27 protein-coding genes are annotated in these 25,882 nt (G+C 68.9%); 6 read left to right on the top strand and 21 right to left on the bottom strand.

What is annotated here, in order from left to right:
* Positions 1-56 precede the first annotated feature (56 nt).
* The 3 genes from OKX07_RS18810 to OKX07_RS18800 are packed head-to-tail and all read left to right on the top strand — an operon-like array spanning position 57 to position 3,344.
* A complete protein-coding gene (locus OKX07_RS18810) occupies positions 57-2,351 on the top strand; it encodes a hypothetical protein (protein WP_265629528.1) in 2,295 nt (764 codons plus the stop codon).
* Positions 2,352-2,401: 50 nt separating this feature from the next.
* Positions 2,402-3,058, top strand: coding sequence for a hypothetical protein (locus OKX07_RS18805; RefSeq protein WP_265629527.1), 657 nt, complete (start codon positions 2,402-2,404; stop codon positions 3,056-3,058).
* A gap of 22 nt (positions 3,059-3,080) precedes the next feature.
* Positions 3,081-3,344, top strand: coding sequence for an alpha-mannosidase (locus tag OKX07_RS18800; RefSeq protein ID WP_265629526.1), 264 nt, complete (start codon positions 3,081-3,083; stop codon positions 3,342-3,344).
* A gap of 66 nt (positions 3,345-3,410) precedes the next feature.
* Here OKX07_RS18800 and OKX07_RS18795 read toward each other — a convergent pair whose 3' ends face one another.
* On the bottom strand, positions 3,411-3,659 hold the full coding sequence (locus OKX07_RS18795; RefSeq protein WP_265629525.1) for a hypothetical protein: 249 nt from the start codon (positions 3,657-3,659) through the stop codon (positions 3,411-3,413).
* Between the two features lie 212 nt (positions 3,660-3,871).
* Here OKX07_RS18795 and OKX07_RS18790 point away from each other — a divergent pair, with 212 nt between their 5' ends.
* Positions 3,872-4,096, top strand: a complete 225-nt coding sequence (locus OKX07_RS18790) for a hypothetical protein (RefSeq protein WP_265629524.1) — start codon at positions 3,872-3,874, stop codon at positions 4,094-4,096.
* A gap of 28 nt (positions 4,097-4,124) precedes the next feature.
* Here the strand turns inward: OKX07_RS18790 and OKX07_RS18785 are convergent, their stop codons facing one another.
* From OKX07_RS18785 to OKX07_RS18725, 13 genes are all read right to left on the bottom strand, one after another.
* Positions 4,125-5,000, bottom strand: a complete 876-nt coding sequence (locus OKX07_RS18785; RefSeq protein ID WP_265629523.1) for a hypothetical protein — start codon at positions 4,998-5,000, stop codon at positions 4,125-4,127.
* The gene (locus tag OKX07_RS18780) at positions 4,997-5,602 is read right to left on the bottom strand and encodes a DUF6318 family protein (protein ID WP_265629522.1); all 606 of its coding nucleotides are present in this window, start codon (positions 5,600-5,602) and stop codon (positions 4,997-4,999) included. The genes OKX07_RS18785 and OKX07_RS18780 overlap by 4 nt, the downstream gene beginning before the upstream one ends.
* A 716-nt stretch (positions 5,603-6,318) precedes the next feature.
* Complete coding sequence (locus OKX07_RS18775; protein ID WP_265629521.1) at positions 6,319-7,398, bottom strand: Fic family protein; 1,080 nt, start codon at positions 7,396-7,398, stop codon at positions 6,319-6,321.
* A 401-nt stretch (positions 7,399-7,799) separates the two neighbouring features.
* Positions 7,800-8,714, bottom strand: a complete 915-nt coding sequence (locus tag OKX07_RS18770) for a hypothetical protein (RefSeq protein WP_265629520.1) — start codon at positions 8,712-8,714, stop codon at positions 7,800-7,802.
* 485 nt (positions 8,715-9,199) lie between these two features.
* Positions 9,200-12,178, bottom strand: coding sequence for a type I restriction endonuclease subunit R (locus OKX07_RS18765; protein WP_265629519.1), 2,979 nt, complete (start codon positions 12,176-12,178; stop codon positions 9,200-9,202).
* Positions 12,175-13,257: a restriction endonuclease subunit S gene (locus OKX07_RS18760; RefSeq protein WP_265631960.1), complete on the bottom strand. Its 1,083-nt coding sequence runs from the start codon at positions 13,255-13,257 to the stop codon at positions 12,175-12,177. The genes OKX07_RS18765 and OKX07_RS18760 overlap by 4 nt, the downstream gene beginning before the upstream one ends.
* Before the next feature lie 140 nt (positions 13,258-13,397).
* Entirely contained in the window at positions 13,398-15,362 is a 1,965-nt protein-coding gene (locus OKX07_RS18755; protein WP_265629518.1) for a type I restriction-modification system subunit M, read from the bottom strand.
* A gap of 201 nt (positions 15,363-15,563) precedes the next feature.
* The gene (locus OKX07_RS18750; RefSeq protein ID WP_265629517.1) at positions 15,564-16,733 is read right to left on the bottom strand and encodes an HNH endonuclease; all 1,170 of its coding nucleotides are present in this window, start codon (positions 16,731-16,733) and stop codon (positions 15,564-15,566) included.
* Between the two features lie 101 nt (positions 16,734-16,834).
* Entirely contained in the window at positions 16,835-17,035 is a 201-nt protein-coding gene (locus tag OKX07_RS18745; RefSeq protein WP_265629516.1) for a hypothetical protein, read from the bottom strand.
* 4 nt (positions 17,036-17,039) lie between these two features.
* Positions 17,040-17,429 (bottom strand): helix-turn-helix domain-containing protein, encoded by a 390-nt coding sequence (locus OKX07_RS18740; RefSeq protein ID WP_265629515.1) that lies wholly within the window; start codon positions 17,427-17,429, stop codon positions 17,040-17,042.
* A 55-nt stretch (positions 17,430-17,484) separates the two neighbouring features.
* Complete coding sequence (locus OKX07_RS18735; RefSeq protein WP_265629514.1) at positions 17,485-18,732, bottom strand: DUF418 domain-containing protein; 1,248 nt, start codon at positions 18,730-18,732, stop codon at positions 17,485-17,487.
* A gap of 383 nt (positions 18,733-19,115) precedes the next feature.
* Positions 19,116-19,391 carry a DUF86 domain-containing protein gene (locus OKX07_RS18730; protein ID WP_265629513.1) on the bottom strand — a complete coding sequence of 92 codons (276 nt, stop codon included), beginning with the start codon at positions 19,389-19,391 and terminating at the stop codon, positions 19,116-19,118.
* A 68-nt stretch (positions 19,392-19,459) separates the two neighbouring features.
* The gene (locus OKX07_RS18725; RefSeq protein WP_265629512.1) at positions 19,460-19,918 is read right to left on the bottom strand and encodes a helix-turn-helix domain-containing protein; all 459 of its coding nucleotides are present in this window, start codon (positions 19,916-19,918) and stop codon (positions 19,460-19,462) included.
* Positions 19,919-20,006: 88 nt separating this feature from the next.
* On the opposite strand from OKX07_RS18725, the gene trhA reads away from it, so the two are divergent.
* Positions 20,007-20,684, top strand: coding sequence for a PAQR family membrane homeostasis protein TrhA (gene trhA, locus OKX07_RS18720; RefSeq protein ID WP_265629511.1), 678 nt, complete (start codon positions 20,007-20,009; stop codon positions 20,682-20,684).
* Positions 20,685-20,755: 71 nt separating this feature from the next.
* On the top strand, positions 20,756-21,205 hold the full coding sequence (locus OKX07_RS18715) for an HD domain-containing protein (RefSeq protein ID WP_265629510.1): 450 nt from the start codon (positions 20,756-20,758) through the stop codon (positions 21,203-21,205).
* Positions 21,206-21,246: 41 nt separating this feature from the next.
* On the opposite strand, the gene OKX07_RS18710 is transcribed toward OKX07_RS18715, so the two are convergent.
* The 7 genes from OKX07_RS18710 to OKX07_RS18680 all read right to left on the bottom strand — a co-directional run bounded on the left by OKX07_RS18710 (position 21,247) and on the right by OKX07_RS18680 (position 25,882).
* On the bottom strand, positions 21,247-21,708 hold the full coding sequence (locus OKX07_RS18710; RefSeq protein WP_265629509.1) for a hypothetical protein: 462 nt from the start codon (positions 21,706-21,708) through the stop codon (positions 21,247-21,249).
* Positions 21,705-22,313 (bottom strand): winged helix-turn-helix domain-containing protein, encoded by a 609-nt coding sequence (locus OKX07_RS18705; RefSeq protein ID WP_265629508.1) that lies wholly within the window; start codon positions 22,311-22,313, stop codon positions 21,705-21,707. Before OKX07_RS18705 ends, OKX07_RS18710 begins: the two co-directional genes overlap by 4 nt.
* Before the next feature lie 122 nt (positions 22,314-22,435).
* Positions 22,436-22,801: a hypothetical protein gene (locus tag OKX07_RS18700; protein WP_265629507.1), complete on the bottom strand. Its 366-nt coding sequence runs from the start codon at positions 22,799-22,801 to the stop codon at positions 22,436-22,438.
* Between the two features lie 237 nt (positions 22,802-23,038).
* Complete coding sequence (locus OKX07_RS18695; RefSeq protein ID WP_265629506.1) at positions 23,039-23,419, bottom strand: hypothetical protein; 381 nt, start codon at positions 23,417-23,419, stop codon at positions 23,039-23,041.
* Positions 23,420-23,790: 371 nt separating this feature from the next.
* On the bottom strand, positions 23,791-24,318 hold the full coding sequence (locus OKX07_RS18690) for a hypothetical protein (RefSeq protein ID WP_265629505.1): 528 nt from the start codon (positions 24,316-24,318) through the stop codon (positions 23,791-23,793).
* Between the two features lie 191 nt (positions 24,319-24,509).
* On the bottom strand, positions 24,510-25,043 hold the full coding sequence (locus OKX07_RS18685; RefSeq protein ID WP_265629504.1) for a hypothetical protein: 534 nt from the start codon (positions 25,041-25,043) through the stop codon (positions 24,510-24,512).
* A gap of 299 nt (positions 25,044-25,342) precedes the next feature.
* Entirely contained in the window at positions 25,343-25,882 is a 540-nt protein-coding gene (locus OKX07_RS18680) for a hypothetical protein (RefSeq protein ID WP_265629503.1), read from the bottom strand.

The raw sequence follows: 25,882 nt of genomic DNA, 5'->3' as shown, positions 1-25,882 counted from the left end.
GGCGGTGCTGGTCGGTACGGTGTGCCCTGTTCGTCCGGTTGTCGCAGGGGGTGCGTGTGGATCTCGGGGTGCTGGAGCGCCTGCCGGAGGCGGGTGACGTCGGGGCTGTCGACGGGCTCGTGGCCGGGTACGTGGCGCGCGCCGAGAGGTTCACCTCGCGTGCTGTGAGCGTGCGGGCTGCCGGGGACGCGCTGGTCGGGGCGTCGGTCGGGAGCTGGGCGTCGGCTCTAGGGGAGCGGTCGGTGCGGGTGGCGTCGGGGATGGACGACGCTGCGGGTGGGTGCCGGCAGGTGGCGCAGGTGCTGGCGGGGTATGCGGCGGCGTTGCGGGCGTTGGAGCGGCGGGTGATGGTCGCCCGGCACGAGGTCGCTACGGCGCGGATCCGGGCGGTGGCCGCCCGCGAGCGGTACGCGGCGGCTGCGTTGGCTGGTGGTGTGGCGGTGGTGCCGTGGTCCTGGATGGACGCACCGACGCATGCGGCCGTGCCGGAGGCTGCCGCTGAGCTGCGGGTGTGGCGGGACGCGGTCGGGCAGGCTACGTCCGGGTTGCGGGCGTTCACGGTGTGCTGCGATGAGCGGGAGGACCTGGACCGGGACACTGCGACGCGGCTGGTGGGGGTAGACGTGATGGCCGCTTACGCGCCGGGGACCGGTGTGGACGCGGTGGTCGACGTGCCGCTTGTGCAGGCGTTGGCGGCGGCCGGGGCGGGCACGGTGACCGCGGAGCAGCGGCGGGTGTTGGCGGGATGGTTCGTCGATGCCGTCGAGACGGTGGCGGACGACCCACACGACGCGGCAGCGGCAGCCCTGCTGACCGGCTTTCTCGAGGCGTGGAACGACGACGCCGAGGCGATGTCCACAGTGTTCGCAGCCGTGGGTGGAGCCGGCGTCGCGCGTTTGCTGGTGGCCCTCGGGCACGCGCGACTGGTAGGCGCAGGCCAGCGCAACTTTGCCGTCGTCGACTCGGCCGCCGCCGTGCGATCGGGCCTCGCGACCGCGTCGAAGGCGTGGACGACGGCCGCCGCGCAAGCCTTCGCCGTCGAGATGGTCAGCGTGGCGAAGTCGACGAGGGGCGCCCTCAGCGTGATCGGGTACCTGTTCGCGGACCCGTCCGGTGCCCGCATGGGCGAGTCCTTCACCGTCGCGATGGCTGACCAGCTCGACGCTGTCGAACGAGAGCTCGGCGGGGCCTGGCGGGAAGGGCCAGGCTCGCTCGGTGACGGGTTGGCGAGCCACGGGAACATCACCACCGGCGTCCCCGTCCACGATCCGGCGGTGCACGTGCTGGCGACGCTCGGGACGTACCCGCAGGCAGCGCGAGACTGGCTGACGGGCGGCGATCAGCAGCGTTCGACGTTGGGTGTCATGTTCGGCACCACACGAGTCGGGCACTGGTTCGGGGAAAGGGACTGGTCGGTGAGCGCCTCCGACGGGTTCTCGGCGCTCGGTGCGCTCTGGGTCGACGTGCAAAGCCCGTGCGCTGACGTGAGCGCCGAAGCCAAGCAGGTTGCGGCTATCAACACCCTCGTCTTCCAGGCACTCAGTCAGAACCCCACCCTCGGGCCAGGGCATGTCTCGCCGGCCGGTGCGGAGAACCTTGCGCGCGCGATCAGTGCGCAGTTCCCGGGGATCGTCGAAGTCGGGATCGCCAGCAGCGTCCCGAGCGGCGTCGTGGCCAAGACGCTCTGGGAGGAGGTCGACGTGCCCTATCTCGATGGCGACGTGGCGACGGCGGTCCTCCAGCATGATTGGGTGGGCCCAGTTCTTCGGAGCGCTGTGAGTGAGTCGGCAGGCCGGGAGATCATCAGCGACTCGGTTCTCTCCTTCCAGGAACAGGCACTCGAAGCCGCGCACGCCGGAAGGGCTTCGCCTGGAACCGTGCTTGATCGCCTGGCGACCGTCTGGGGTGCTGTCGATGGAGCCACCGTGTCCGCGGCCGAGGTTCAGCGCTTCGAGCGCGACGCCGAGACGCGGGCTCGCCTGGATGCTGCCCGGAACGCAATCGACGCCGGGGTCGCTCTCTCGCCGGTGCGGCCGATGGCCTCGATCGGTGTGGACCAGGCCTTGAACCAGCTGCATCAGTTGACCGAGGCGGCGCTCACCAACCAGCCCCTGCCTGAGTCGGCCACGCGGTCAAACATCCCTGCGGGCGTCGAGTCTCTCGATGACTTCTTCGAGCAGTCGATCCACGACTTCAGGCAAGCCGGTTCGTGGGACAAGGAGGGCGTCCACGCGGGGGATACCTCGTCGACGGATGCCCACCGCATTGCCCGCGAGTACGTCCACCGGTACAACCTGACGGTTGACGCGATGCGAGCGAACGCTATGGACCATGTGAGGGAGCAAGGGTGATGTCACCGGCGGAGCACCGGGTCCGGGGGAGCCAGCGCCCTCAGCGAAACGTGACCTTGCCGCTCGTCGTCGTGCTGCTGGTCGGCGGGTGCACCGACCGCGGCCCGCGGCCCGTGCCGACGCCGGACATCGTGTGGGACACCGGGCCACCCAGCGGGGAGATCGAAGCCGACCCATGGGTCCGAGCCGTGCGCGCCGGTGAGCTGGCGTATGCCGCAGCTGCCAACAGTGCGAACTACTCGGACAGCTCGATGACCAGCACGTGGAGCTCGTACTACCTGGGGTGGTTCGGGCAGCTCGCCCGTGGATGGCTGGAAGACGGCACGGCGCAAGTCGTGCTCGGGCCGCAGCCGTTCGCTCCTCTGGCTGTCGACGTCAACGCGGGTGGGCGCAGTGCCAAGGTCGTCGGCTGCGTGGGTCCGCTTGCCGTGGCGCCAGAGTCGGCTGAGGAAGAGTCCGCACGTTGGCCGCAGGCGTACGTCTACGAGCTCGAACTGGGAGACGACGACCATCGGCGCATCGTCGGGGTCGGGAGTCCGCAGGAGGCGTTCACTCTGCCCTCGGGAGATGAGGTGACCGACGAGTCCTGTGGAGGTGTCACGATCGCGCGGGCACTGTTCGATCCGGCGCCCCGCCTGGAGGATCTGTTGGCGCTCGACAGCGACGACGTTCTCGTGCCTGAGCAGAGCCCGTCGGACGCGCCGTGATGGTGGCAAGGAGGAGTCGGCGATGTCTGATCTAAAGGTCGACCGGTCCGCTGTCGAGGATTTCGTGTTGATGACGTCGGAATCGACCACTGTGGTGGGGGCCGAGTGCGTCGCGACAGCGCAGGTGCTGGGCTCAGGGCGCGTTCAGGACGCCCTGGGCAACGTGTCGCTGGTGCTGACGGTGCTGGACCAGGCGCTGGCCGGTGGAGCCAGCGAGCTGGCGCGTGACGCTCGATCGAGCGTCGAGGTGTGGGTCACGACGGACACCGGCATGGCGATGCAGTAGATGTGAGCAGCCTGTTCTGCCGAACAGGCGCTTGAGTAGTGCGCGCACGGCAGAATGTCGCGCGCCTCACCAGCCGTTCGCGCCGAGGGCGTCGTCGTCCGCGTTGTCGAGTCCGTCGCGCAGCGCATCCGGGGCCCCGGGGACGTGCTCGACCCGAGCGTTGCTGACGCGAACCGCGGCCCAGAATTCTTGCTCCTCCGTCGCGTCCAGTAGCTGCTCCAGTGTGCCGGCGAGCGTGGTGTCGTTGGCGCGGGCGCGTATCGCAAGCCGGTCGCGCAGAGCGCGAGGCATCCTCACGGTGGTCAGGCTTGACATGCCAGCAAGCAAGACGGCCGGGTGTAGCGAGGGGAAGCCGCATGCCCTCTGTATGTGGAGGCGCGCGCACGAAGTCGGAATCGGCCTGCGGATGTCCTGCCCGGGCGTAACGGGCTTGCTGTTGGTCCTGGCGGTGGCCGTCGCTCTGGTCGTCACGCTGATCGGCAACGGCCTGCCCAAACGCCTGTGCCGGACGCCGCGCAGGCGCGTGCTTGCGGCTGGACGAGCGTCCCGCGCTCGACCGGGCCCTCATGGCCGCGCGTCGCGGACAGCGTCGCGCGGGGGCGGTCGTCGTTGCCCTCGGCCTGGCCGCGCTCGTGCTCGCACTCGTCAACCCGACGGTGTCCCTGGCGGTCTCGGTGCTCGCCGTCGTGGTGATGGGCATCGTCGCCGGCGTCGCGCTGGTGCGCTCCGCGATCCGCATTCCGAGCAACTGACGCCGCGCACCCGTGATGTCGTCGGTCGTCAGCAGTCGGGGGGCTTGGGCCGGTCGGTGCACAGGCCGGAGACGAGGCGGCTGGTGCGTTCTTCGATGGTGAAGGGGTCGGTGGCGGCCGTGGTGATCGCGGTGCCGTTGATGTCGCGCCAGGCGGGGGAGCCGTCGATTTGGTAGCGGCCGGTCCATTCGGCGGTCAGGGTGATGGTGGTGGTGCCCGGGGCCTCGTACTCGTGGAAGACGTCGTGGTCGGGGTGGGGTTGGCCGGGGTTGCGGGTGACCAGGTCGTGGCCGTCGCCGAAGTCGTAGGTCCAGCGGGTGGGGGTGGCCTCGACGGTGACCCCGATTCCGAGCAGGTCGGTGCGCAGGGTGACGGGGGTGGGGTCGGTGTAGACGATGGTCTCGATGTTGATCAGGACCCAGCCGCGGTCGGGCTGCATCGTCAGAACCGGTGCCGGCAGGGGCAGGCGGCGGAAGTCTTCCTCGGTCATGACCGGGAGGATGTCGGCGGCGCAGCCGCCGTTGTCGACGAGTCGCCAGTTGCCCTCGGGCCAGGCGTCGGTGTGTTGGGCGCGTTCGCGCATCCACAGCGGGTCGAGGGGGGCGTCCTCGCCACAGTTGTTCACTCCGACAGCGCCGTCGGCCGGGGGGCACGGGCCGTTCAGCGGTGTCGTGGCAACCGGCCCGGCGACGTTGCAGCGTGGTGCACGGCGGTACTGCTTGAGCTCATAGGCCGGTGTCCCTCGGAGGTTCTCATGATCACGTCGCTCGTCTTCTCCGCGAGCGGCGTCAAGATGGGCCGCCTGGCCGGACAGACCGGACTGTCGGATGAATCCCTCCGACGGGGGCGCCGCGCCGGCGATCAGCACGCCGAGCGCGACCGCTACGAGCGCTCGAGGCATCATCCTGCGACCGCCGAGACATCCACTGCATCGATCTGCCAGCCTTCCGCCCATGTCATGACGACAAGCGCGTCAACCACTGACCTTTCGCTCTCGGCGAGGATCGCGCCATTGCGGTCTGTGCGGACGGATGCTCCCTGGGTGAAGCGGAGTTCGACGCGGTAGAACTCTCGGGGTGACACCTCGGTTCCGAACGACTGATCGATCGTGACTTCGCCCTGCTGAGACTTCGCGCCCGTGCGGGCGATTTCCGCGACGTCATCCCGAACCGATATGCAGAACTCGCATGTGTCCGCGGATAGCTCGTCCCATGCGGTGAGGTTCGTGCTCTCGTACGTGTACGGGTAGAGGTCGCCCAGGAAGTACTCGGCTGCCGCGGTGGCACCATCGGCGCTCGGCGTCGCCATCGCCGTCGGCCGCTCCGGAAGCGCCGGTGCCTCCGGTGTCGGCGACGGCGTCGGGCTCGGTGTTGGCGAAGCAGTGGCCGTCGGCGTCGTCGTCGGACTGGCGTTCCCGCCGTCCGTGCACCCCGCCAACGCCATCCCCAGCGCCAGCATCACTGCCGGCACAGCGAGTGAGCGTCGTCGCGATCCACGTGTGGGCATGTCGGGAAAGTACCGGTTCACAGCATCGCGCGGTGATGGGCGGCCCGATCTGTGGACAACCGCCCGCACCGTCGTCGGCGAATGCCCCGCACCTCACCCCGAGGTTCATTCCCCCGCCCGACCTGTCGATGCGAGGGGGACCGCTCACCGACGAGGCCACCCCCGTGCCGCGCACGTACCCCGAGCACGCCGCCTTCCCCGACGACGACGGCGCCGAGCAGCGCGTGTGGGAGGCCTGCGCGACCACCTCCCCGACGACGCGGTCCTGCTGGCGGGCACCGCGTTGCAGGACGGAGCGACGGAGCGGGAGGTCGACCTGCTCGTCGTCCGGCCGGGGCTGGGGGTTGCGGCCGTCGAGGTCAAGGGCGGGCACGTCACGCGCGCCTACGGGACGTGGTGGCAGGGGTCAGGCGCGGGACGGCACGAGATCGACCCGGTGGTCAGGTGCAGTCCGCGAAAACGTCGCGCGAGCGCGGACGATGCCCTAGACGGGGCTGTCGCGGGCGCGGGGGCTGCTGGTGGTGGTCGGGCCGCTCGGGTACGTCGAGGAGGTCGGTGGGGAGGCGGCGCTGGTCCGGATGCGGGACGCGTGGGCGTGGGAGGTTCCTCGCTAGTTTTGGACTGCCCTGCACTACAAGGGTGACGCGCAATACTCCGGAGAAACTTGCCGGGTGACGAGGTGCGAGGTGCGCGCCGCCGTCGTGAGGGCAGCGAGCTCATGGCTGCCCCAGCCCCCGCCGCCCCGCCCGGGCCGCGAACCCGTCCAGGGCGGTGAGCACCTGCGTCGACTGCCACAGCACCGACCGGCGGCGCCCGCCGACCTCCGCCAGTGCGCCTGCCGTCACGAGCCGCTCGATCGCCCGCATCGCGTTGGTGTGGGAGATGCCGAGCTCGTGCTGGACGGTCGCGGTGTTGAGGACCGGCTGACGGAGCACGAGCTCGACCAGGGGCCACGCGGACGAGTCCGATCTCGCTCTGATCCTCGTCCGCCACTCGTCACGCGCCGCTCGCAGGTCCGCCAGGAGGACGCGGCCGTTCGCCACGGCGTCGTGGGTCGCGCGAGCGAGCTCGAGGACGATCGCCGCCGGCTCGCCCTGCCGGTAGGCGGTGAGTGCGTCGAAGTAGGCGGACGTGTCGACGAGCAGGCCGGCGGAGACGGGGACGGTGACGGACCTCGTCAGGCCGCGACGCCGCAGGAGGGCGTGGATCAGGGCGCGCCCGGTGCGGCCGTTGCCGTCGGGGAAGGGGTGGATGGTCTCGAACTGCGCGTGCGTGAGGGCGGCGTGCACGAGCGGGGGGATGTCGTCGCGCTCGGCGAAGGCCACCAGGTCGTCGACCGCTGCGGGGACGCGGTCGGGGTGCGGGGCGACGAACGCGGCACCGTGAGGCGAGTAGCCCGTGCCGCCGATCCACACCTGGTCGGTGCGCCAGCGGCCGGCCGTCTGCGGCTCGGCGTCCTCGAGCAGCGCCCGGTGCATCGCCAGGATCGCCTCACCGTCGATCGTCCGCGACAGTGCGATCGCCGCCTGCATCGCCCGCACGTTCCCGACGATCTGCGCGGCGTTGCGGCGGGACTCCTCGCCGATCTCCGCGAGGGCGATCTGCTTCGCGCCGGACGTCAGGTTCTCGATCTGGGAGCTGGACGCGGACTCGGACCGCAGCAGGATGGCGGCGAACGGTGCGACGTCACCGGCCGCGTCGGCGTCGAAGTCGCGGATCACCGCAGACGCGTCCTCGGCGGCGGCAGCTGCCGCACGCGGCAGACGGACGTCGAGGTCGGCGACGACGGGTGTCACCGCTGCCCGGTACGGCTGTCGGACGACGTCGCGCGCGGACTGGGAGAGCAGGTCTGGCGGCAGGGTGGAGCGCCACGGTCGCTCCTCCCAGGTGAGCGGAGGCCACCGGCCGTCCCTGGGGGCTGGTCGATGTGTGTCTGCAGCGGTGTGCACGACGCGATCTTATGCATCGATCAGGGTATAGGGATAGATAACCGGGCTCAGCATCTATCTCTGGCTGGCAGGGTTGCCGTCGCGCTCGGCCCTTCCGCGCTCGAGCAGTGGTCAATGACACGAGGTTCGTCAGCAGTCAGCAGTCAGCAGTCAGCAGTCGGCGGCGCGTAAGGGCGTCAGGGTGGGAGACGAGGACGGCATGGCCGCACGCCGTCGCAGTGAGCAAGACGCTTCACGCGGACCGTGGGTCACATGTAGCCGCGGACCGGCTGATCGTCGGCGTCGTGCCCAGCAGCCGCGACGCGCGCAGGCTGCGAGGTCTCGAGGAACGCGGCCACCCACCAGCGGCGGTCGAGAACCGACCAGCCGCCATGGGCGACATAGGGCGCCGATCGACGGACGAGGAGGCTGAGCCCGAGGCGCAGCCCGACGACGACGATCGGGGTGCACCAGAGCGTCAGCGACACCGGTCGACCCCACTGAACGGCGATGTACGCGACGGAGAGCAGGACGTTGAGGAGAAGGTAGAGGACTGAGAACGTGCCGAGGATAGGTGCCCGTGGGACCGCGCGGAAAAACGCGAACGGGGCCATCAGGGTGACCGCACCGATCACGGCAAAGGCGAACGAAAGGAGCCCCAGAGCAATGATGTTCGGCGCCGCGGCGGGATGTCGCGCGGCGAGGAGTCCGATGACGATCGCGCACACCGCAAGCGTCTGCCCTACGACGGGAAGTACAAGCTTGGTGGTCCTAGACCGGGAGCTCCAACGCACCTCAGCGATCTCCTCGTCCGCGAGATCCCATTCGCGCAGCTGGTGGAGGATCTCCACTTCGTTCATGCGCTTACCCGTGTCCACTAAGGCTTGGATGCGCGGCGGGTACCGGGCGGGCACGAGCGCAGCGAGCGACGCCATCAACGAGCCTGCCATCACCGCTGCTAAGAGCCGCCCGACGGAATCGCCCGCGGTGAGACCTTCTGCCTCCCATCCCGCGAGCGCGTCCACCGCCGCCCAGAGGGCGACCGTCGTGCCGCCCCACCCTGCGACGACGGCGATCTCGCGGAGCTGCTGGTCGGTCATCGAGGTGGCGGTGTCACCGATGTCGTTCATTCGGATGTGCGCCGGACCCCGTACGACTCCGAGGCCGTAGACCACGAGGAACACAGTGATGAGCGTGACGGCCTCGTTCAGCCCCAAGCGCGGGAGTGCGGAAGACCACGACGTGTCTACGTTCCGGGAGGGGACCGTCGAGATGAGGACGGCGATTCCCGCTGTGAGGCCTGCCGCGAGAGCGACCGTGTATGCGATCGAGATCCGGAAGCGCCGACGCGCGTCCCGGACCTGATGGGTGGGGTCGTTCGGACCGCGACTACGACGCCGGGTCATGGTGACCTCTGGTGCGCGGCGCGCAGTCCGATGTGGTCGAGGAGGGTGCGTATGGCGGCGAGCAGGGGTCCGTTCAAATGGCCTGTCATGGCATGGCCCGGAGCGGCTGGCAGGAGGTCATGTCACGATCGAACCTCGAGGGTCAGACATCGGTCGTGGGATGCGTCGGAGAGACCGAACTGCTCGCACGGCGGTGTGCGTCCGGCAGGAGGCGTCAGAGTGCAGGGCATCGCCTGATACCTCGCGTTCGAGCCCGGGAGGGATCAGGCGGACGTCTCGCGGAACTCCTCGTACACGCCGCCGAGGTACTCGATCACCATCTTCTGAAAGCCCGGCTTGTTGAAGAACAGGTCGAACATCTTGGCGTTCTCACCGTGGCGGGCGGCGACGTGGTGCGGGAGCTTGTCGCGCAGGACAAGATCGAAGTGGTCGCGGTCGTTGTTCAGCGCGACCACGCGCAGCTCGTCGTCGGCCAGGACCTCCAGGCGCTGCTGGTTGAACCACACCTTGTCGGCGTCCGTGGTGCCGACGCCGAACTTGTCGTTGAGCTGCTCGACAAGCTCGGAGAGCTTGTCGAGGATCGGATCCTGGCCGCCCATCCCGCCCCCGGGCAGCACCTCGCCAGGGTCGTCGGAGCCCTCGGCGAGCGCCGCGTTCTCCTCCTCGGCTGTCAGTGCCGTGCGGAGGTGCGTGAGCTGCACCTGGTCGGACACGAGTGGCATGGGGTCGGACTCGGAACGGGGGAGCTGAGTCATCAGCGCCTTGCCGAACAGGTAGAGCCGCTCGAGCTCGCGGTCCGTCCACGTCATGATCTGCGCGAGGAATGCGTACGCGCGGAGGTACGCGGTCAGGGCGTCACGGAAGGCATCCTGGTCGTCTCCGTCGAGCTCCAGGAAGCGACCGACGGTCTTGCCGAGCTGGGCGTAGACAACCTGCTGCTTGGACTGCTGACCGGACAGGAGGGCCTCGACGGCGAGCTCCATCTCGTCGACGTCGAGGACGTGAGCGGCCATGAGGGTGTGCTGCAGGTTGTAGATGTCGTTCGGCTCCGCCGCGAAGGCGGTGGAGGACTCGAAGAACGGTGCGAACGCGTCCTGGATCTCCTCGACGCTGTTGGCGAAGTCGAGGACGAACGTGTCGTCCTTGCCGGCGTGCGTACGGTTGAGCCGGGAGAGCGTCTGCACGGCCCTGACCCCGGCGAGCTTCTTGTCGACGTACATCGTGTGCAGCAGCGGCTGGTCGAAGCCGGTCTGGTACTTCTCGGCGACGACCAGCAGGTGGTAGTCCTTGCCGCCGAACCTAGTCGGCAGCTCGGCCTCTCCAAAGCCGTTCATCATCGGCTCGGTGTAGGCGACCTCAGGGACGTCCGGGTCGGCGAGCGTCCCGGAGAAGGCGACGAGAGCCCGAAGAGGGCGCGGACCCGTGTCGTAGCCCTTCTCCTTGATGTACCGGTCGATCTCCTGCTTGTAGCGCACCGCGTGCAGCCGCGAGCGGGTGACGACCATGGCTTTGGCCTGGCCGTTCACCTTGCCTCGGGTCTTGGCGCGGAAGTGCTCGACGACGATCTCCGCCTTGGCGCGCAGGTTCGTCGGGTGCAGCGACACGAACCGTGCGAGCTCGGCACGTGCCTTGTCGACCGGCACCTCGGGGTCGTCCGGGGCAGTTGTGGCGAGCTTGAAGTAGGTGGAGTACGTCGAGTAGTTGGCGAGCACGTCGAGGATGAACCGCTCCTCGATCGCCTGCCGCATCGAGTACAGGTGGAACGGCACGAACATGTCCTTGCCGTCCTGGCCCGGAACACGCTGGCCGAAGAGGTTGAGCGTCTTCGGCTTCGGCGTCGCCGTGAACGCGACGTACGTGAGGTTCTTGCTCGCACGGCGCGCAGCCGCGGAGTGCGCAATCACGTCGGTGCCCAGGTCGACGCCCTCGTCCTCGTCGGCCTCCTCCGCTTCCAGCTCCGCGATCTCGCCGGCGGATAGCACAGCCTGCAGCTGCTTGATCGACTCGCCCGACGTCGACGAGTGCGCCTCGTCGACAAGCAACGCGAACGACTTGCCGACGACGTCTGCGGCCATCGCGGCCACGACAGGGAACTTCTGCAGCGTCGTGATGATGACGCGGGCAGCGTGACCCTGCAGCGCCTCCTTGAGCTGATCAGAGTGCTTGTCGATCCGCACGATCGTGCCCGGCGTGTGCTCGAGCCCTGCCACCGTGTCCTGCAGCTGACGGTCGAGGACCACACGGTCGGTGATGACTACGACCTTGTCGAAGATCGGCTGGTTGGACTCGGCGTGCAGACGCGAGAGCGCGTGAGCGGTCCAGGCGATGGTGTTCGACTTACCCGAGCCGGCCGAGTGCTGGATGAGCCGGTTGGTGCCGGCGCCGTCGCGCAGGGTCGCGTCGATGATCGAGCGGACCGCGTGCCACTGGTGGTAGCGCGGGAAGAGGATCTTGCCGTCCTCGGCGTGGACGAACGACCCGATAATGTCGAGCCACGCGTCCCGCTGCCAGACCTGCTCCCACAGGTACGCGCTGTCGTAGCCCTCCGGGTTGGTGGGGTTGCCGTCGCCGCCCTGCTCGCCGGGGCCACCCGTGCCCTGGTTGAACGGTAGGAAGCGCGTCTTGTCCCGCTCCAGCCTCGTCGTCATGTAGGCGCGGTGCGGGTCGACGGCGAAGTGCACGAACGCCCGCGCACGGAAGATCAGATCGGCCGGATTGCGGTCGGTGCGGTACTGCTGCATCGCGTGCTGCACGCCCTGCTGGGTGAGCGTGTTCTTCAGCTCGGCGGTCGCCGTGGGGATGCCGTTGACAACGAGGACGACGTCGAGGGAGTCCGCCGTCGTCGACTCGCTGTGGTGGAGCTGCCGGACGATCGCGGTGCGGTTCGCCTCGTACCGGGTAGTAAGTGCCTCGGTGAGGGTGTTGGCCGGCTTGAAGAAGCAGGTGTGGAAGGTGACGCCGTTGAGCTTGATCGCGTCGCGCAGGACGCTGATGGTGCCGCGGTGGTCGATCTGTGCGGCGACGTGCTGAACGACCTTCGAGCGGGCGATGCCGTCGCCGCCGAGTCGGGTGACGAGCTGCTTCCACGCCTTGGGCTGGGACTGCTCGATGAAGGTGAGGAGCTCGTCGGGGAACAGGCCGAGGTCGCGGTCGTAGCCGAGAGGGGGGACCTTCGCCCAGCCGTTATCCAGCAGGTGGTTCTCGATGCTCGACTCGAACGCCTGCTCGGTGTGGACGCTCATGCGGGGAGGCTCCTGCCCGAGGCTGTCGGGACGTCGAAATGACCGGTGACCGCGGCAGTGATGAGCGCCTGCTTGTACTCATTGAGAAGACCCGCCGAACTCTCAAGAGAAGTCGCCGCTGACAACCCTCTCGCGTCGATTGACTGAGCCGCCTTCGCGAGTTGGGCTTGTTCATCGAGATTTGGCGTAGGAACTATGACCCTTCGTAGGTCGGCGATATTGATGCCCTTGACCGTCGCACCAACGATCATCCGAGCGATGCGGGCCTGCACGGTTGGCGTCTGGAGTACGTGAAGAAGCCAGGTGCCACATACCCCCTGAGGGGCGATCCGTGCTGAGTCCTGTGTCAGGTTTGCTCCCGCGAGAGTGTCCGGGACAGTGGCAACCTCGCCGACGCTCCCGCGGATCGCTATGACGACGTCGCCTTCACGAACTCGACTGCGCGAGTAGGCACGGTCGATCTCCGGGGCCGTACGTCGCAAGAGTTCCGGATGTAGCCTCTGCGCACCGATGTCTCCACCCTTGATGATGGGAACTCCACCTGGAAAGTCGGGGCCAGGCAGCACGATCCCGTATTGGATCGGCCGCGCTGGATCGGTGAGCGTCGCAAGAGTCCTGCCCTCGCCTGCCGCTCCAAGCAATGCCTCGAGTTCTGAGCGCCGAGACTCCCGAACGAGATGCAGTTGCCTGCGCCTCGCTTCAATCACACGGTCGATTCGGGAGACCTGGTCGTCGAGGAAGTCCGCGATCCGCCGCTGCTCATCGATGGGCGGCACATCAATCTGCAGACGACGCAGTCCGTCGGAGCCGAGATGCAGGATGTTGGCACCGTTGGCCACAGCAGCCATCTGACCGGACGCGTGAGCGTGGCGTGCCCACCATGCGATGAATCGTCCGTCGGCGATGCTGGGCCGCGGGCGCATCCGAAGCAGCGTGTTCTGGAAGCACACAACACCCCGCACCTGGGACTGCCAGACCGCCGAGGCTCCAACGGCGTCGCGACTCCCACTACCCTCCGTCACGAGGACGTCGCCGTCGCACAGGCTGAAGATCGCCTGCTCCGCCGGTGAGAAGTTCATCGACTTCACGTCGTCCGCGTAGACGGTTCCGTCCGCGATGTTGGCGGATCTCAGGTACGGGACGAGATGATCTCCCGCTTCGTACTGGGGTGCCCGCTGTCTGCCGAGGCGGATCTCGGCGGCCTGGGACGCCATTAGTCTCACAGACCCAGGCCCCTCATCCAGTCCTGGATTTGGGTCTCGAGCGCACGAATCTCGCCGCCGATCTCCTCGACGGGTCGCGGCGGCGTGTACACGTAGAATTGCCGTGTGAAGGGGATCTCGTAACCGATCTTCGTCTTGCTGTGGTCGATCCACGCGTCCGGAACGTAGGGGTGGATCGCCTCCTGCAGGTGCGTCTCGGCCGCCTCGTAGAGCGCCTTCGCCCGCTGCTCGTCCCTCATGGTGATGTACCCGGCCGGCAGCGGGATGTTCTCGAAGTCGCGCAGGTCGGGGTCGGGTTCCGGCTCTCCCTTCTTGAGGATGGGCGGCGCGTCCTCGTCGTATACCGCCGCGGCCTTGAGCACCGCGCGGAGCATCTTGCCGTCGAGTGCAGGGGTCGCGGGTTCAAGTCCCGTGAGCCACCCTGCGAACTCCTTCTCGGTCGCGGCCGACGTCCCGGCGTGCGCCCCCATGGCGTCGCGCGCGTCGTCGGGCAGGAGGGAGAGGACCTCGTCGGTGACCTCCCAGCGGCGACGCATCGGCCGCTCGACGGTGATGCGTTGGAACCCGAATGTCTCGTTCGGCAGCACCTTGACCCGGGAGTCCTCGGGCAGCTCGTCGTAGAGGCGGACGAGCTCGTCGATCGACTCCTCGGAGAGGAACTTGCGCTTGTCGCCGAGCGACTTGCGCATCTTCGTGAACATCGCGCGGCCGTCGACGAGCGCGACCTTGCCAGCACGGTGCGCGGGCTTGGCGTTGGTGAGGATCCACACGTACGTCGAGATGCCGGTGTTGTAGAACATCTGGTCCGGCAGGGCGACGATGCCCTCGAGCCAGTCGTTCTCGATGATCCACCGTCGGATCTCCGACTCCCCGGAGCCCGCCGCGCCGGAGAACAGCGGCGAGCCGGACAGCACGATGCCGACCCGGGAGCCGGACTTCATCTTCGACAGCATGTGCTGCAGGAAGAGGAACGACCCGTCCGAGACGCGGGGCAGGCCCGCGCCGAACCTCCCGGCGAAGCCCAGAGCGGCGGCCTCGTCCTGGATCGGCTTGGCATAGCTCTTCCAGTCCACGCCGTACGGCGGGTTGGCGAGCATGTAGTCGAACTTTACGTTCGGGTAGGCGTCCTGCGTCAGCGAGTTGCCGAACGCCATGTTGTCCGCGCCGACGTCCTGGATCAGCAGGTCGGAACGGGCGATCGCCCACGTCTCGGGGTTGAGCTCTTGCCCGTAGACCTGCACCCGCGCGGTGTCGTTGAGCGCACGGATTCGATCCATGGCGGCCGTGAGCATGCCGCCGGTCCCGGCGGCGGGGTCGTACACCGTCCGCACGGGCATCGTCACGCCTTCGATCGCCTCGGCCGACTGCCCCGACAGGAGCAGGTCCACGACGAGCCGGATGACCTCGCGCGGCGTGTAGTGCTCGCCGGCGGTCTCGTTGCTCATTTCGGAGAATTTGCGCAGCAGCTCCTCGAAGATGTGTCCCATCGCCTCGTTCGACACGGCGTCCGGGCCGATGCGCAGGTCGGCGAAGTCCGACAGCACGCCGTAGAGGATCCCGGCGGCCTCCATGCGGGCGACCTTGCCTGCGAAGTCGTACCGCTCGATGACCTCGTACGCGGCGGGCGACAAGCCGGACACGTAGGCGTGGAGGTTGTCGGCAACGTTCTTGTCGTCGGCCAGGATCGTGCGGAACGTCAGCGGCGAGGTGTTGTAGAACGCCGCGCCCGCGATGCCCTGGAGGATGAGGTCCTCACCCGGGCCGAGCTTCTTGTCGCCGAAGCTCGCGGCGTGGCGCAAGACCTGCTGCTTGGTGGGCTCGAGGACGGCGTCGAGGCGTCGCAGGACGAGGAGCGGCAGCATGATCGATCCGTACTCGTGCTGCTTGAAGCTGCCGCGCAGCTTGTCGGCGACCTTCCAGATGAACGCGACCTTGTCCTGAAAGCCCTGCGGCTGCGACATCGTGCCCCTTCGCCATGCATCAGTGGCCCCCGCTGGCCGACTGACGACGCGGGCGCTCTCAGGGATGCTAGTCGCGCCGTAGCCGTCGATCCGACGGGTGGCAGGTGAAGACGGACGCCTCCCCGAGTCGTGCCACGGTCCGTGACCTGAGCTCCGATCTGGCCAAGCGCCTTGGCTGTGAGCGGTGCCCATGTCTCCGGGCTACGGCTGCGTGTCGCTTGACTGCATCTTGTTCTGCCGACAGAACCACTCGTAGCGCCACTCGAGGGCTTCCTCGTGCGGAGGCGGGACATCCGCGCGCAGGTGAACTGACGTCAGGCGGAGATCCGCGGCGCTGGTGCCGGTTCCGAACTCCATCCTGAGCTTCGAGGGGTGCAGGGCCCACAGCCCCGCGTCGAAGGCACGGTGCAGCGTCGCGGTCAGTAGCAGGCCGTTGCGATCATCGTCTGGTCCGCCCTTCGCGACCGGCATGACATGGGCCGCATCGAGGACCTGCTTCACCGGGACGCCAGTGATGGCGCATCGCCCGCTGTAGCGATGCAGTACGCGAAACGCGAAGTGCGGGTCACGTTCCCAGCGGGACGCCACTGTGTCACGGCGGCTACGCGAACGGTCGGTCTGGAATGGTCGGTCAGGGTCTAGTTCGACCTGCAGGCGAGGCGGCGCCAATTCCGTGAACTCGAAGAGAAAGCTCTGCGCCGCGTCGTCCGCAGCCGTCACCCATCCCAGCCGAACGCGTCGATTCGCCCCGGCACTCTCAATCACAAACAGCGGCAGTTCCGCACCGATGAGAGCGGCGACCGCCTCGATCTCCGACCGGTCACGACCAGGTCGCTGGGTCCGCGGGTAGCTGTAGACCATGGCGTGCTCGTCGCTGATATCCGAGTAATGCTTGCCCGTCGATCGGACGCTGACGGCTAGACCGGTCGGCGTGAGCGCGGACGTCCTGCTCTTGTCCATCGAGATGCCGCGACCACCTGTGCGGACGTTCCTCTCCTTGAGCCAGCGCGTGGACACCACGCCGCTGGTCTTCTGCAGCTCCTGCCAGACGCTGGCGCGCCAGCGGCGCTCATCCTCGAGAGTCCACCCGGCGAGGGTCAGCACCGTGAAGCCCGCGGCCTCGAGGAGCGGGAGCCTCGTGCTCGGTCGCGCCGACAGAAGACTCTGTTGGGCGCCGCTCAGTGCGGCTTCGATGCTGCCTGCGTCGTACCTGCGGCCGCGGGCGATGATGACGTGCCCGGGTGCTCTCGGAGGATGTCGTCGCAGGTGCTCGCCCTCGCCTAACTCGTCGTACTCGTCCAGGCGGAACTGGACGTCGTCCGCGGTGGGCATCATGCGAGACGCGCCGTTTTCTCCACGCTCGGAGCTCACCAGCAAAGATCGCCTCGGGCAAGGGAGCACCCGGGCGAAACCCAGCAGCGTGCGGTGACGCTAGGCCGCATGCCTCGCTGCCGCCGCACGCGGAAGACCCGTCAGCACCGCCGGCCTACGACCTCCTCGATGAGCCCGGTGTGCCGGGCCTCGCGGACGATGACGTCCTCCCATTGGGTGAGGACCTCGTCGGTCCACACCCAGGTGAACAGGATGTCTTCGGCCGGCGTGAGAAGGACGTCCATGATCGTGAACGGGAACAGCTCGCTCGTGTCGATGAAGACCCGTGGCAGCCGGGCCACCTACCTACGCCTCGAGAGCTGCGCGGATCGCGTCAGCGCCGGCCCGGCGCTGTTCGCGCTCGGCGGCGACGTCCACGACGTCCTGCACCCGGATGCGGCGGTGGCGACTGCCCGGCAGGCGGCGGAAGGGGAGCACGCCGCCCTCGCACAGACGGTCGACGAACTGCCGCGTCACGCCGAGGATCTCTGCCGCCTTGGCTGGAGTGACCTCGTCCTCGGCGCGCAGCACCACGACCCGGGCGCCGTGTGCCACGTCGTCGAGCATCGCGCGCACGGCGGCCTCGACCGGGGTGTCGCTCACGAGCCGATCCGCCAGGTTCCTGGCATCGGAACGGACGGCGGGATCCGCAGGGTCGAGAGTCGTGGAGAGCGCGTGTGTCGCCATGCGTCCCATGGTAGGTCTATCTGCAACAACAGCAACCACGTGCGCATGCCGACGCGTCGACTGCCTACTGGCGCCCCCGCCCGTACGTGACGCGTCGCAGGAGCGCGTCGAACGGCCCCCGCCGCCCTGCCCGGTCCAGAGCCACCGCCCCGAGCAGGGTCACACCCCAAGCCGCCGTCGCCACCGCGTACGCCCCGGCGTAGCCCAGCCCCTCACCGAGGCCGAGGCCCCAGGCAGCGAGCAGCGGCGCCATGAGGAACGACTGCGCGAGGTACCCGCTCAGCGACCGCTCTCCGAGCGCCGCGAGGGCTCCGGGGAAGCCTCGTCGACCCCGCGCAGCCCACCGGTGCGCCAGCAGGGCGAAGCCGCACACGTAGCCGAGCCCGCCGACCATGCCGCCGGCGATCGTGAGGTAGACGGCCCCCGCCCGGCCGAGGGCGTCAGGGTGCCACGCGCCCAGCGCGATCAGCGCGACGGGCGTCGCGCTGAGGACGTTGACCGTCATCGCGATCGCCAGCGTCCGGCGCAGGCGGGGGAGGTGCTCGGCGGGTCGGGACAACCAGCCCAGGCGGTGCACGAGCATGCCGGCGACGACGAGCGGCACGAACGTCAGGAGCAGGGCTGCCATGCCGATCTGGACCGCGGCGCTCGTGACGCCCATGACCAGGTGCTCCAGGTAGGTGTTGCCGTAGAGCGGCTCACCAGGCGGTGGGGCGGGGAACGGGATGACCCCGGAGGTGAGCAGGGCGAGCACCGGGGCCTGCACCAGGAGCACGTAGGTGCCGGTGACCCAGAGCCACCGGCGCAGCACCCGGTCAGAACGGTGGACCACGGCGAGCGCGACGAGTCCGGTCGCGCCGTAGGCACTGAGGATGTCGCCGAAGAACAGCAGCAGCGCGTGCAAGACGCCGAGGCAGATGAGGGCGAGGCTGCGGCGGGCGAGGACGCGGCGAGCGCCCGCGGGAGCCACGCCCCGGCGTGCCAGGTTGTCGGCCATGACCGCGATCCCGAAGCCGTACAGGATCGCGAACATCGGCCGGGCGCGGTCGGCGACGAGCAGCTGCTCGGCCACGTGCAGGGCGCGGTCGACGACGGTGCCGTCGGCGATGTGGCCGTACGCGTCCAGCGGCCGGTTCCAGAGGTAGAGCGGCACGTTGGCGAGCGCGATGAACAGGAGCATCGCGCCCCGGGCGATGTCGGGGGCGAGCGAGCGCTCGATGCGGGCGATGGGGGCGGCGAGGCCCGTCGAGACGCCCGCCGCGACCGGTCCGGCCGACGCGCCGGGGGACGAGGTGATCGGCGGCGCGCTCACTGGACGGTCCGCACAGTCCGGCGCACGGCCCGGGGTTCCGGCAGGGCGCGCACCTCGCGTCGGGTGGTGGGGTGCCGGCCGTGCGGCATCGCGTTGACCGCGGGGATCGTCATGATGTGCTCCGTGGTGGCGGTGGAATGGTGATTCACCACGATCGCGGCCGCCTCAGGGCGCGCACATCGGCCGCGCGGGCCGGTGTGACCTGACCGGAAGCACGGTCCTCTTCTCGTGCTTCCGGCTGATAGGCAGCTGTCGCCGCATCGCTCCGAGGGTGCCCGTTCGTTGTTCGGAGAAACACCGAACACCGGACGCTCAGCGTCGATCTGGCCTGTGAGGCCCAGTCCGATCAAGGTGACGGCGGCACAGCGGTCCGCAAGCGGCCGTCAGCTCCGGCGTCCCACCACGTTCTCGATGAGCCCGGGGATGCGGTGCGCGAGCGTCGCCCACACGAAGTCTGCCTGCACCCTGTCGTAGTGGTGCGCGATGAGATTGCGCATCCGTTGGATCTTGACCCATTCGACGTGCGGGTGGTCCACCTTGAAGTCGTCGGGCAGTCTCTCGACGACCGTCGAGACCTTGATGACGATGCGTTCTCCCGCGTTGCGCAGCAGCCGACCCTGGGCGTCGTCCGCGAGGTAGGCGTCCTGGCCGAGGCTCACGACGTGTGCTGCGTCCTCACCCATGGTCACGAGGTCGCCCAGAAGACGAGCGACCTTGTCCGACGTCATCACAGAGGAACCGCGTCGCGACGGGCATGTGCGCTGACTGCCCCGACCACGCGGCCGGAGACGACGTCCACCTTCGTCCCCAGCAGCTGCTCGAGCTCGTCGGTGAGGTCGAGGACGTCGACGAGGTCGGTTCCGTCGTCGAAGGTGATCATGAGGTCGACGTCGGAGTCCGGGGTGTCCTCACCTCGGGCGACCGAGCCGATGACCAGCGCGTCGTGACCGTGGTGCCGGGCGACGGCCGCGCGGACCGCCGCGCGGTGGCGGTCGAGCACGGTGGACGGGCGGACGCGCAGTGCCGCCTCGAGCCTGGCCCACCCCTCGGGGCCGATGCCGCGACGTCCGGTCTCGGCGGCCGCGATGGCGGGCTGAGCGACCCCGGACCGAGCCGCGAGCTCACGTTGGGTGAGCCCGAGGCGCGTCCGACGGGCTCGCAGCTCGGCGCCGTGGAAGTCGCTCATGGTGTGACGATAGCGCGACTGCTATCGCGTGTGGTCGTGACGGGACCGGTCCCAGGTGCGCCGTCAGGCCGACACCTACGCTGGCCGGGTGGAGACGAGGGCACTGAGCAAGGACGGCAGCGTCCACGTCACCGACGAGCGGATCAACACCGTCTCCCACCTGGCCGCGACGTGCTTCGCGCTGGTCGGGTCGGCGCTGCTGATCACGCAGGCAGGCGCCCAGGGGGACCCGTGGAAGATCGTGGGCTTCGGCGTCTACGGCTTCTCGGTGCTCATGCTCTTCGCGTCGAGCACCCTGCACCACGGCCTGGACCGCAGCCCGCGGGTCGACGAGGTGCTGCGCACGCTCGACTACGACTCGGTGTTCCTGCTGATCGCCGGGTCCGTCACGCCGCTGGTGCTGGTGCTGTTCCGCAACACCTACGGGTGGACGGTGCTGGGGGCGGTGTGGCTCGTCGCGGCCGCGGGGATCGTCCTGCGCTCGCTGCGCCGCGACCTGCCCAAGCACCTGACCAACACCCTGTACATCGTGCTGGGCTGGATGCCGGTGCTGCTCGTGGGCGCGGGGGTCTCCCTGCCGTGGGGCGCCTACGCGCTGATGGCCGCCGGTGGGGTGATCTACAGCGTCGGTTTCGTGATCTTCGTCGTCGAGCGGCCCAACCCGGTGCCCGGGGTGTTCGGCTTCCACGAGATCTGGCACCTGATGGTCGTGGTCGCCGCAGCCCTGCACTACTTGCTCATGTATTGGTACGTGCTGCCGGCCTGACCTCCGGTCGGCGTCACCGCCGGCCGCCGGGGCCCCGCACGCACGCGGCATACCGCAGAGAGGACGACGCCATGACGGACCTCGTCACCACCGCCCGCGAGATCGCCACCGACGCCCACCGCGGCCAGGTCGACAAGGTCGGCGCCCCGTACATCGGTCACCCGACCCGCGTCGCCGCGCACGCAGCGGCCGCAGGCGGCGACGAGCGCGTCATCGCCGCGGCGTGGTTGCACGACGTCGTCGAGGACGCCGGCATCACGCCCGACCACCTACGTGCCGCGGGCATTCCCGACGACGTCGTCGCGGCGGTCGTCGCCCTCAGCAAGGTGCCCGGGCAGAGCGTCGAGGACTACTTCGCCGGCGTGAACCGCGACCCGATCGCGATCGCCGTCAAGCACGCGGACCTGGCCGACAACACCGACCCGGCGCGCCTTGCCGTGCTCGACGAGGACACGCGCCGGCGTCTGGTGGCGAAGTACGAGCGAGCCCGCACGCTGCTCGCAGCGTCCTCGCACCCCTGACCGGTAGTCAGGCGCCCGCGGGAGCCGCCGCCGCGAGCCGTTCAGTAGGGCGGCATCTTCCCCAGGACCCTGTCGGCGGCGTCGACGATCGCCTCGCACAGCGGCAGATCGCCTCGCACGTCGTCACCCGTGGCCGGAAGCTGGTCGAGGTAGTCGCCGGCGTTGCGTGCGCGACGGATCCTCGAGTACGGCGCCAGAGTGTTGCCCATCGGCGGATCGAGCTGGGCCCGGACAGCGTCGTACACCGCGATGTGTCCTCCTGCCCGGGTGGGGCGCAGGCCCTGGGCGAGCAGGACAGCGGTCAGTGCTTTGCGGTTCGCTGCGTGCAGGGCGTCGTACGCGAGATCGACATCGGCGTCGGCGAGCAGCGCGGCCGACTGCAGGTGCACCCGCGACTTGTTCACGAGCGCTCGCGCCGCCTCGAGATCGGCTGGGACTCGCTCGACGGTGCCGGCGGCAATCAGCTGGTCGACCGTCGCGCGGCCCTGAGCCCACGGGTTCACGAGGCGGCCGCCTGTTCGTGGCGGCCCACGTGCAGCTCGACAAGGGGACGTTCACGGACGGCCGCGATGAATGGCTCGTCCGCGTCGCGCCAGCGCTGCGGGCTCACGTAGGTGACATTGACCTCGCGTGCCAGCCGGTGCTCGAGGCCGTCGAGAGCGACATCGACCTGAGCGCGGGAGGGCTGGCCGACGATGAGGACATCGACGTCGCCGGGCGCCTTGCCCGCCTCGCCCTGGTACCGCGCGGCCCAGGACCCGTGCACGTAGGCGGCCTCGATGCCGTCGACGCCCGCCAGAGCCTGCTCGATCAACCGGGCGGGGCCATAGGTCACGATCAGCAGCTGACGCAGGGGCGCGGTGGCGGGGTTGTCCACGGCGGGGCTTACCACGGTCGCGCGGCCGATCCGCACACCGGCGATCAGACCGGAGTCGAGCAGGCGACGCACCTCGCGGGAGACCGTGGGCTCGGGTGCGTCGAGGACGCGCGCCAGGTCCGCGGCGGTGGCGGGCTTGTCGCTGGTCAAGATGTGCAGGAGGAGACGTGCCTGCAGAGCCGACCGGAAGATCGGTACCAGTGCCGGAGCCTCAGTTCGCATATGACGCATGTTAACACTCGTCAATCGATCACGAGAGATTGAACGCGTGACGCGGTCGTCACAAGGGTCGGGACGTGACGAGTCGCGCTCGTCGCCCTCCTGGCCGGCTGTGCGCGCTCGCGCGAGATCACTCAGAGGCGCCAGGATCGTAGTTCGTCGACCTCTGTGCCAGGGGTGAGCTCTAGCGGCTCGGCAGCCCAGTCCGTGACGACGACGAGAGCACCGTCCAGGACCGGGACGCGTTGCGCGAGCCACGCGAGGACGTCGGCAACAAGGTCGTCATCACCCTCGATGCCCAGGCCTTCGCCACCGACGAGCATGACGATGCGCGCGCTCCGGCCTTCCTTCTCGACCTCCAGCTGACCTGTCGAAGAACTCCGCCTCTCGCCTGTCGAGGCCGTGAAATCGACGGTGCGCCATTCTTGGCGTGCTCCGCTCTCCAGATCGGCGACATCGAACACCGGCCCTTCGAGAATCGCTACGAGAACATCAGCCATCACGTACTCCTCGTCGCCTATCCGGTGAGCGGACATATCCACGAACGCCGATCGCCGTCGTGCGAGCCTCGACGAACTCGGCAGCGGCCCGGCTGTTGGTCGTGAGCTCGACGACGCCCTTCCTCCGATGACCTGATCACCAGCGAGCTGCAGCCTTCGGGGCGTCAGCCTCCGGTCACCTGCGGTGAGCGCGCCCGACGACGAACTCGAGCAACCGCAGCAGGAGCGGTTCGGCCCTCATCGAAGGGCAAGCACCTCCTCGGGGCTCATCGCGGCCGTCAGCGCCGCCGGACCGGACGGTGCCCACTCGAAGAGGAGTGCCTCACCACTGGAGGGGAAGCCGGGTAAGCACGTCAGCATCGACACGAGCTGCGCCGCCACGTGTCGGTCCGCGACCTCGATGTCCACGGCGTCACCTGCGGTGTGCAGCCGCAGGAGCGCGAGCACAGGCGCGCCGACCTCCGGGAAGACCTGCCACTGTCCGGTGTTGTAGGTGGCCACGCGCCCTGTCGCGCGGACGACGACGGTGTGCGGCCACTGCGCCCGCAGCGCCGCCGAGAGACGGCTCTCGGGGATCCGGTACGCCCCGGCCGGGATGGCGACGGTCAGGTCGAGCATGTCGGATCCCCTCCGTTCACGGGACCAGTCGAACGTCACCGCGGATACCCAGCTCGATCGTCCGTGACTCCAGGAATCGTGCAGCCCTCGCATTGCTCGTCACGTGCTCCATGACCGCGTCAGGGCCCAGGACAGCACCGACCTTGTGGGATCTGAGGCCCCGACGTCTGGACGATGTCATCGCCGCACCAGTCATCGAACTCGTAGACGAGCTCGGCAAGCAACTGCCGCTCGCGGGTGATGTCGTAGTCGACAGGGCCGAGGTCGCCTTCTACGACCGGGTGAAGCCAGTACATCATCAACGCTCCCGGGGCTGAACAGGTGGCCGCGGGGGTGGTGCCGACGAGCGTTCAACAGCGCTCGTCACGCTGTCACGCCGGTGCTCCCGGGGTCGCCCCGAGGGTGGCGTTCACGATCGGCCCCCACTCTCCAAAGACGGGCACGTCGAGCCAGTAGCCGTCTGTGGCGACGTCGGCGAACTGCGTGGCGTGCGTCTGCCCCGACTCGTCGCTGACTGTCACGGAGGCGGTGCCGTCGTGTCGGGTCGTCGTCTCGACGACAGTGGTGGCTTCCGACATCGGGTGCTGCGTGTCCTCGTCGGGGTAGAGGTACTCGGTTGTGACCCACCGCCACAGCCGACCTTCGACGAGGTCCCAGTCCACGTTCCGAGCGACAGACCCGCCGGGAAGGAACAGCTGCACCCGGAACCGACCGTAGGCACCGACGAACCAGACGGGCCGCGGCGTTCCGTCGGCGTCCCGTACGGCCGCGTCGACGATCTCGAGCCCTTCCCCGTTGTCGTAGCGGCGCCGCGCGTCCTCCTCCGTGAGCCACGAATGGCCCAACGTCGGCTTGCGCGTCAGACGGTTCCACCGCGTGGTGTACAGCACCTGCTGCATCAAAGCCCTCCGGGCGGGTTGTGCGGAACGCTCTCCCTGACGATGACGCCGGCGTCGGCGTCGTAGCCGAAAACCCATTGCGGGCTTTCGCCCAGCGACGGCAAAGGGTCTGGAGCGCCCCTCGAGCTCGACGCTCCCGGGCTGGACAGGTGACCGCGGAGCTGGTGCCGACGAGCGTTAGACAGCGCTGGTCACGACGGTGCGCCCGGGGTCGCCCCGAGGGTGGCGTTGACGATCGGCCCCCACTCCCCGAACACGGGCACGTCGAGCCAGTAGCCGTCCGTGGCGACGTCGGCGAACTGCGTCACATGCGTCTCGCCCGACGCCTCGTCGCGAACGGAGAACGAGGCGGCACCGTCAGGGCGTGCTGTCGTCGTGAGCTCCAGTGTCGCGTGGGACTCCAGGTACGGGGTGTGGTCGTCGGGGTAGACGTACTCCACCGTGACCCAACGCCACAGGCGCCCGTCGACGAGGTCCCAGTCGACGGAGCGGGCCACCGCACCACCGGGCGTGAACAGTTGGACGCGGAACCGTCCGTAGGCCCCGATGACCCACAGCGGCCGTGGTGTGCCTTCCTCGTCACGGGCGCTCGCGTCGACGATCTCCAGACCCAGCGCCTCGTCGGTGTACCGGCGTCGCGCCTCGTCGGGGGTGAGCCAGCCGTGCCCCGCGACAGGTCGACGCGTCAGGTCGTTCCAGCGGGTCGTGTACAAGACCTCGGACATCACGGTCCCTTCGTTGCGAACTCACGAGTCCGATGAGCCCGTTCGCGAGCGCGCTCGACACGGTGTCCGCGAGATCCTCGTCGATCATTGGCGGTCCGCTGCGCGTCGCTGCAGCATCTCCGCAGTCTGGCCCAGACCGCTCTCGTTTCGAAGCCTCCCGCGGCGCCCTGAGCGCCGCCGTGCCAGCCGCCCGGACGTCGTCGTCTTCGTCCTCAGCCAGAGCGAGCAGCGGGCCCCGTGGATGCCACCCCCGCGGCGACCCGCAATCACACCGCCGGATCCGCGTGGTGGCGTACCCGCTACTGCTGCTGCTGGCGAACCACGTACGCGAGCGTCTGGCGGGCGATCTCGGTGCAGCCGAGCCACCACTCGTGGACGTTCGGCCAGCGGTCGACGAGCTCGTTCGCGAACCACAGAACCTCGTGACCACCGTTCGTCAGCGGCCCATCAAGTCGCAGCGCCATCACGTCCTGCTGGTACGGCGCCACAAATATTGGGTAGAGCTGAGCTCGGTCAGGCAGCTCGTCGACAGGACCGGACTCGTAGAACAGATCGAGTGCCGTCACGCCGCGATCCCACAGCGGGCCATGCCCGAGGTCTCGAGTCCCCAGCATGTCCCCGTCGAGGAACGCTGCCGGCCAACCGTCTCCGTAGCCCAGCAGCTGGCGGTACTGCGGGTCGAGGGGGTGCCCGAGGCGGCGCTCCGCGCCGGCGAGAGTTTCGTCATTGGCGCCCATGCCCGGGGCGGACAGCGGGTAGACCGCGGGCGCAACCTGAGCAAGCTGGGTTGTCACGATCCCCAACTGCCCTAGCAGCACATTCCAGCGGATCTCATCCAC

Source organism: Cellulomonas sp. S1-8 (assembly GCF_026184235.1).
In the GTDB taxonomy this organism is placed as follows: domain Bacteria; phylum Actinomycetota; class Actinomycetes; order Actinomycetales; family Cellulomonadaceae; genus Cellulomonas.
Note: the sequence above shows the minus strand (reverse complement) of the source record. Positions and strands in the feature narration are given on the sequence as shown.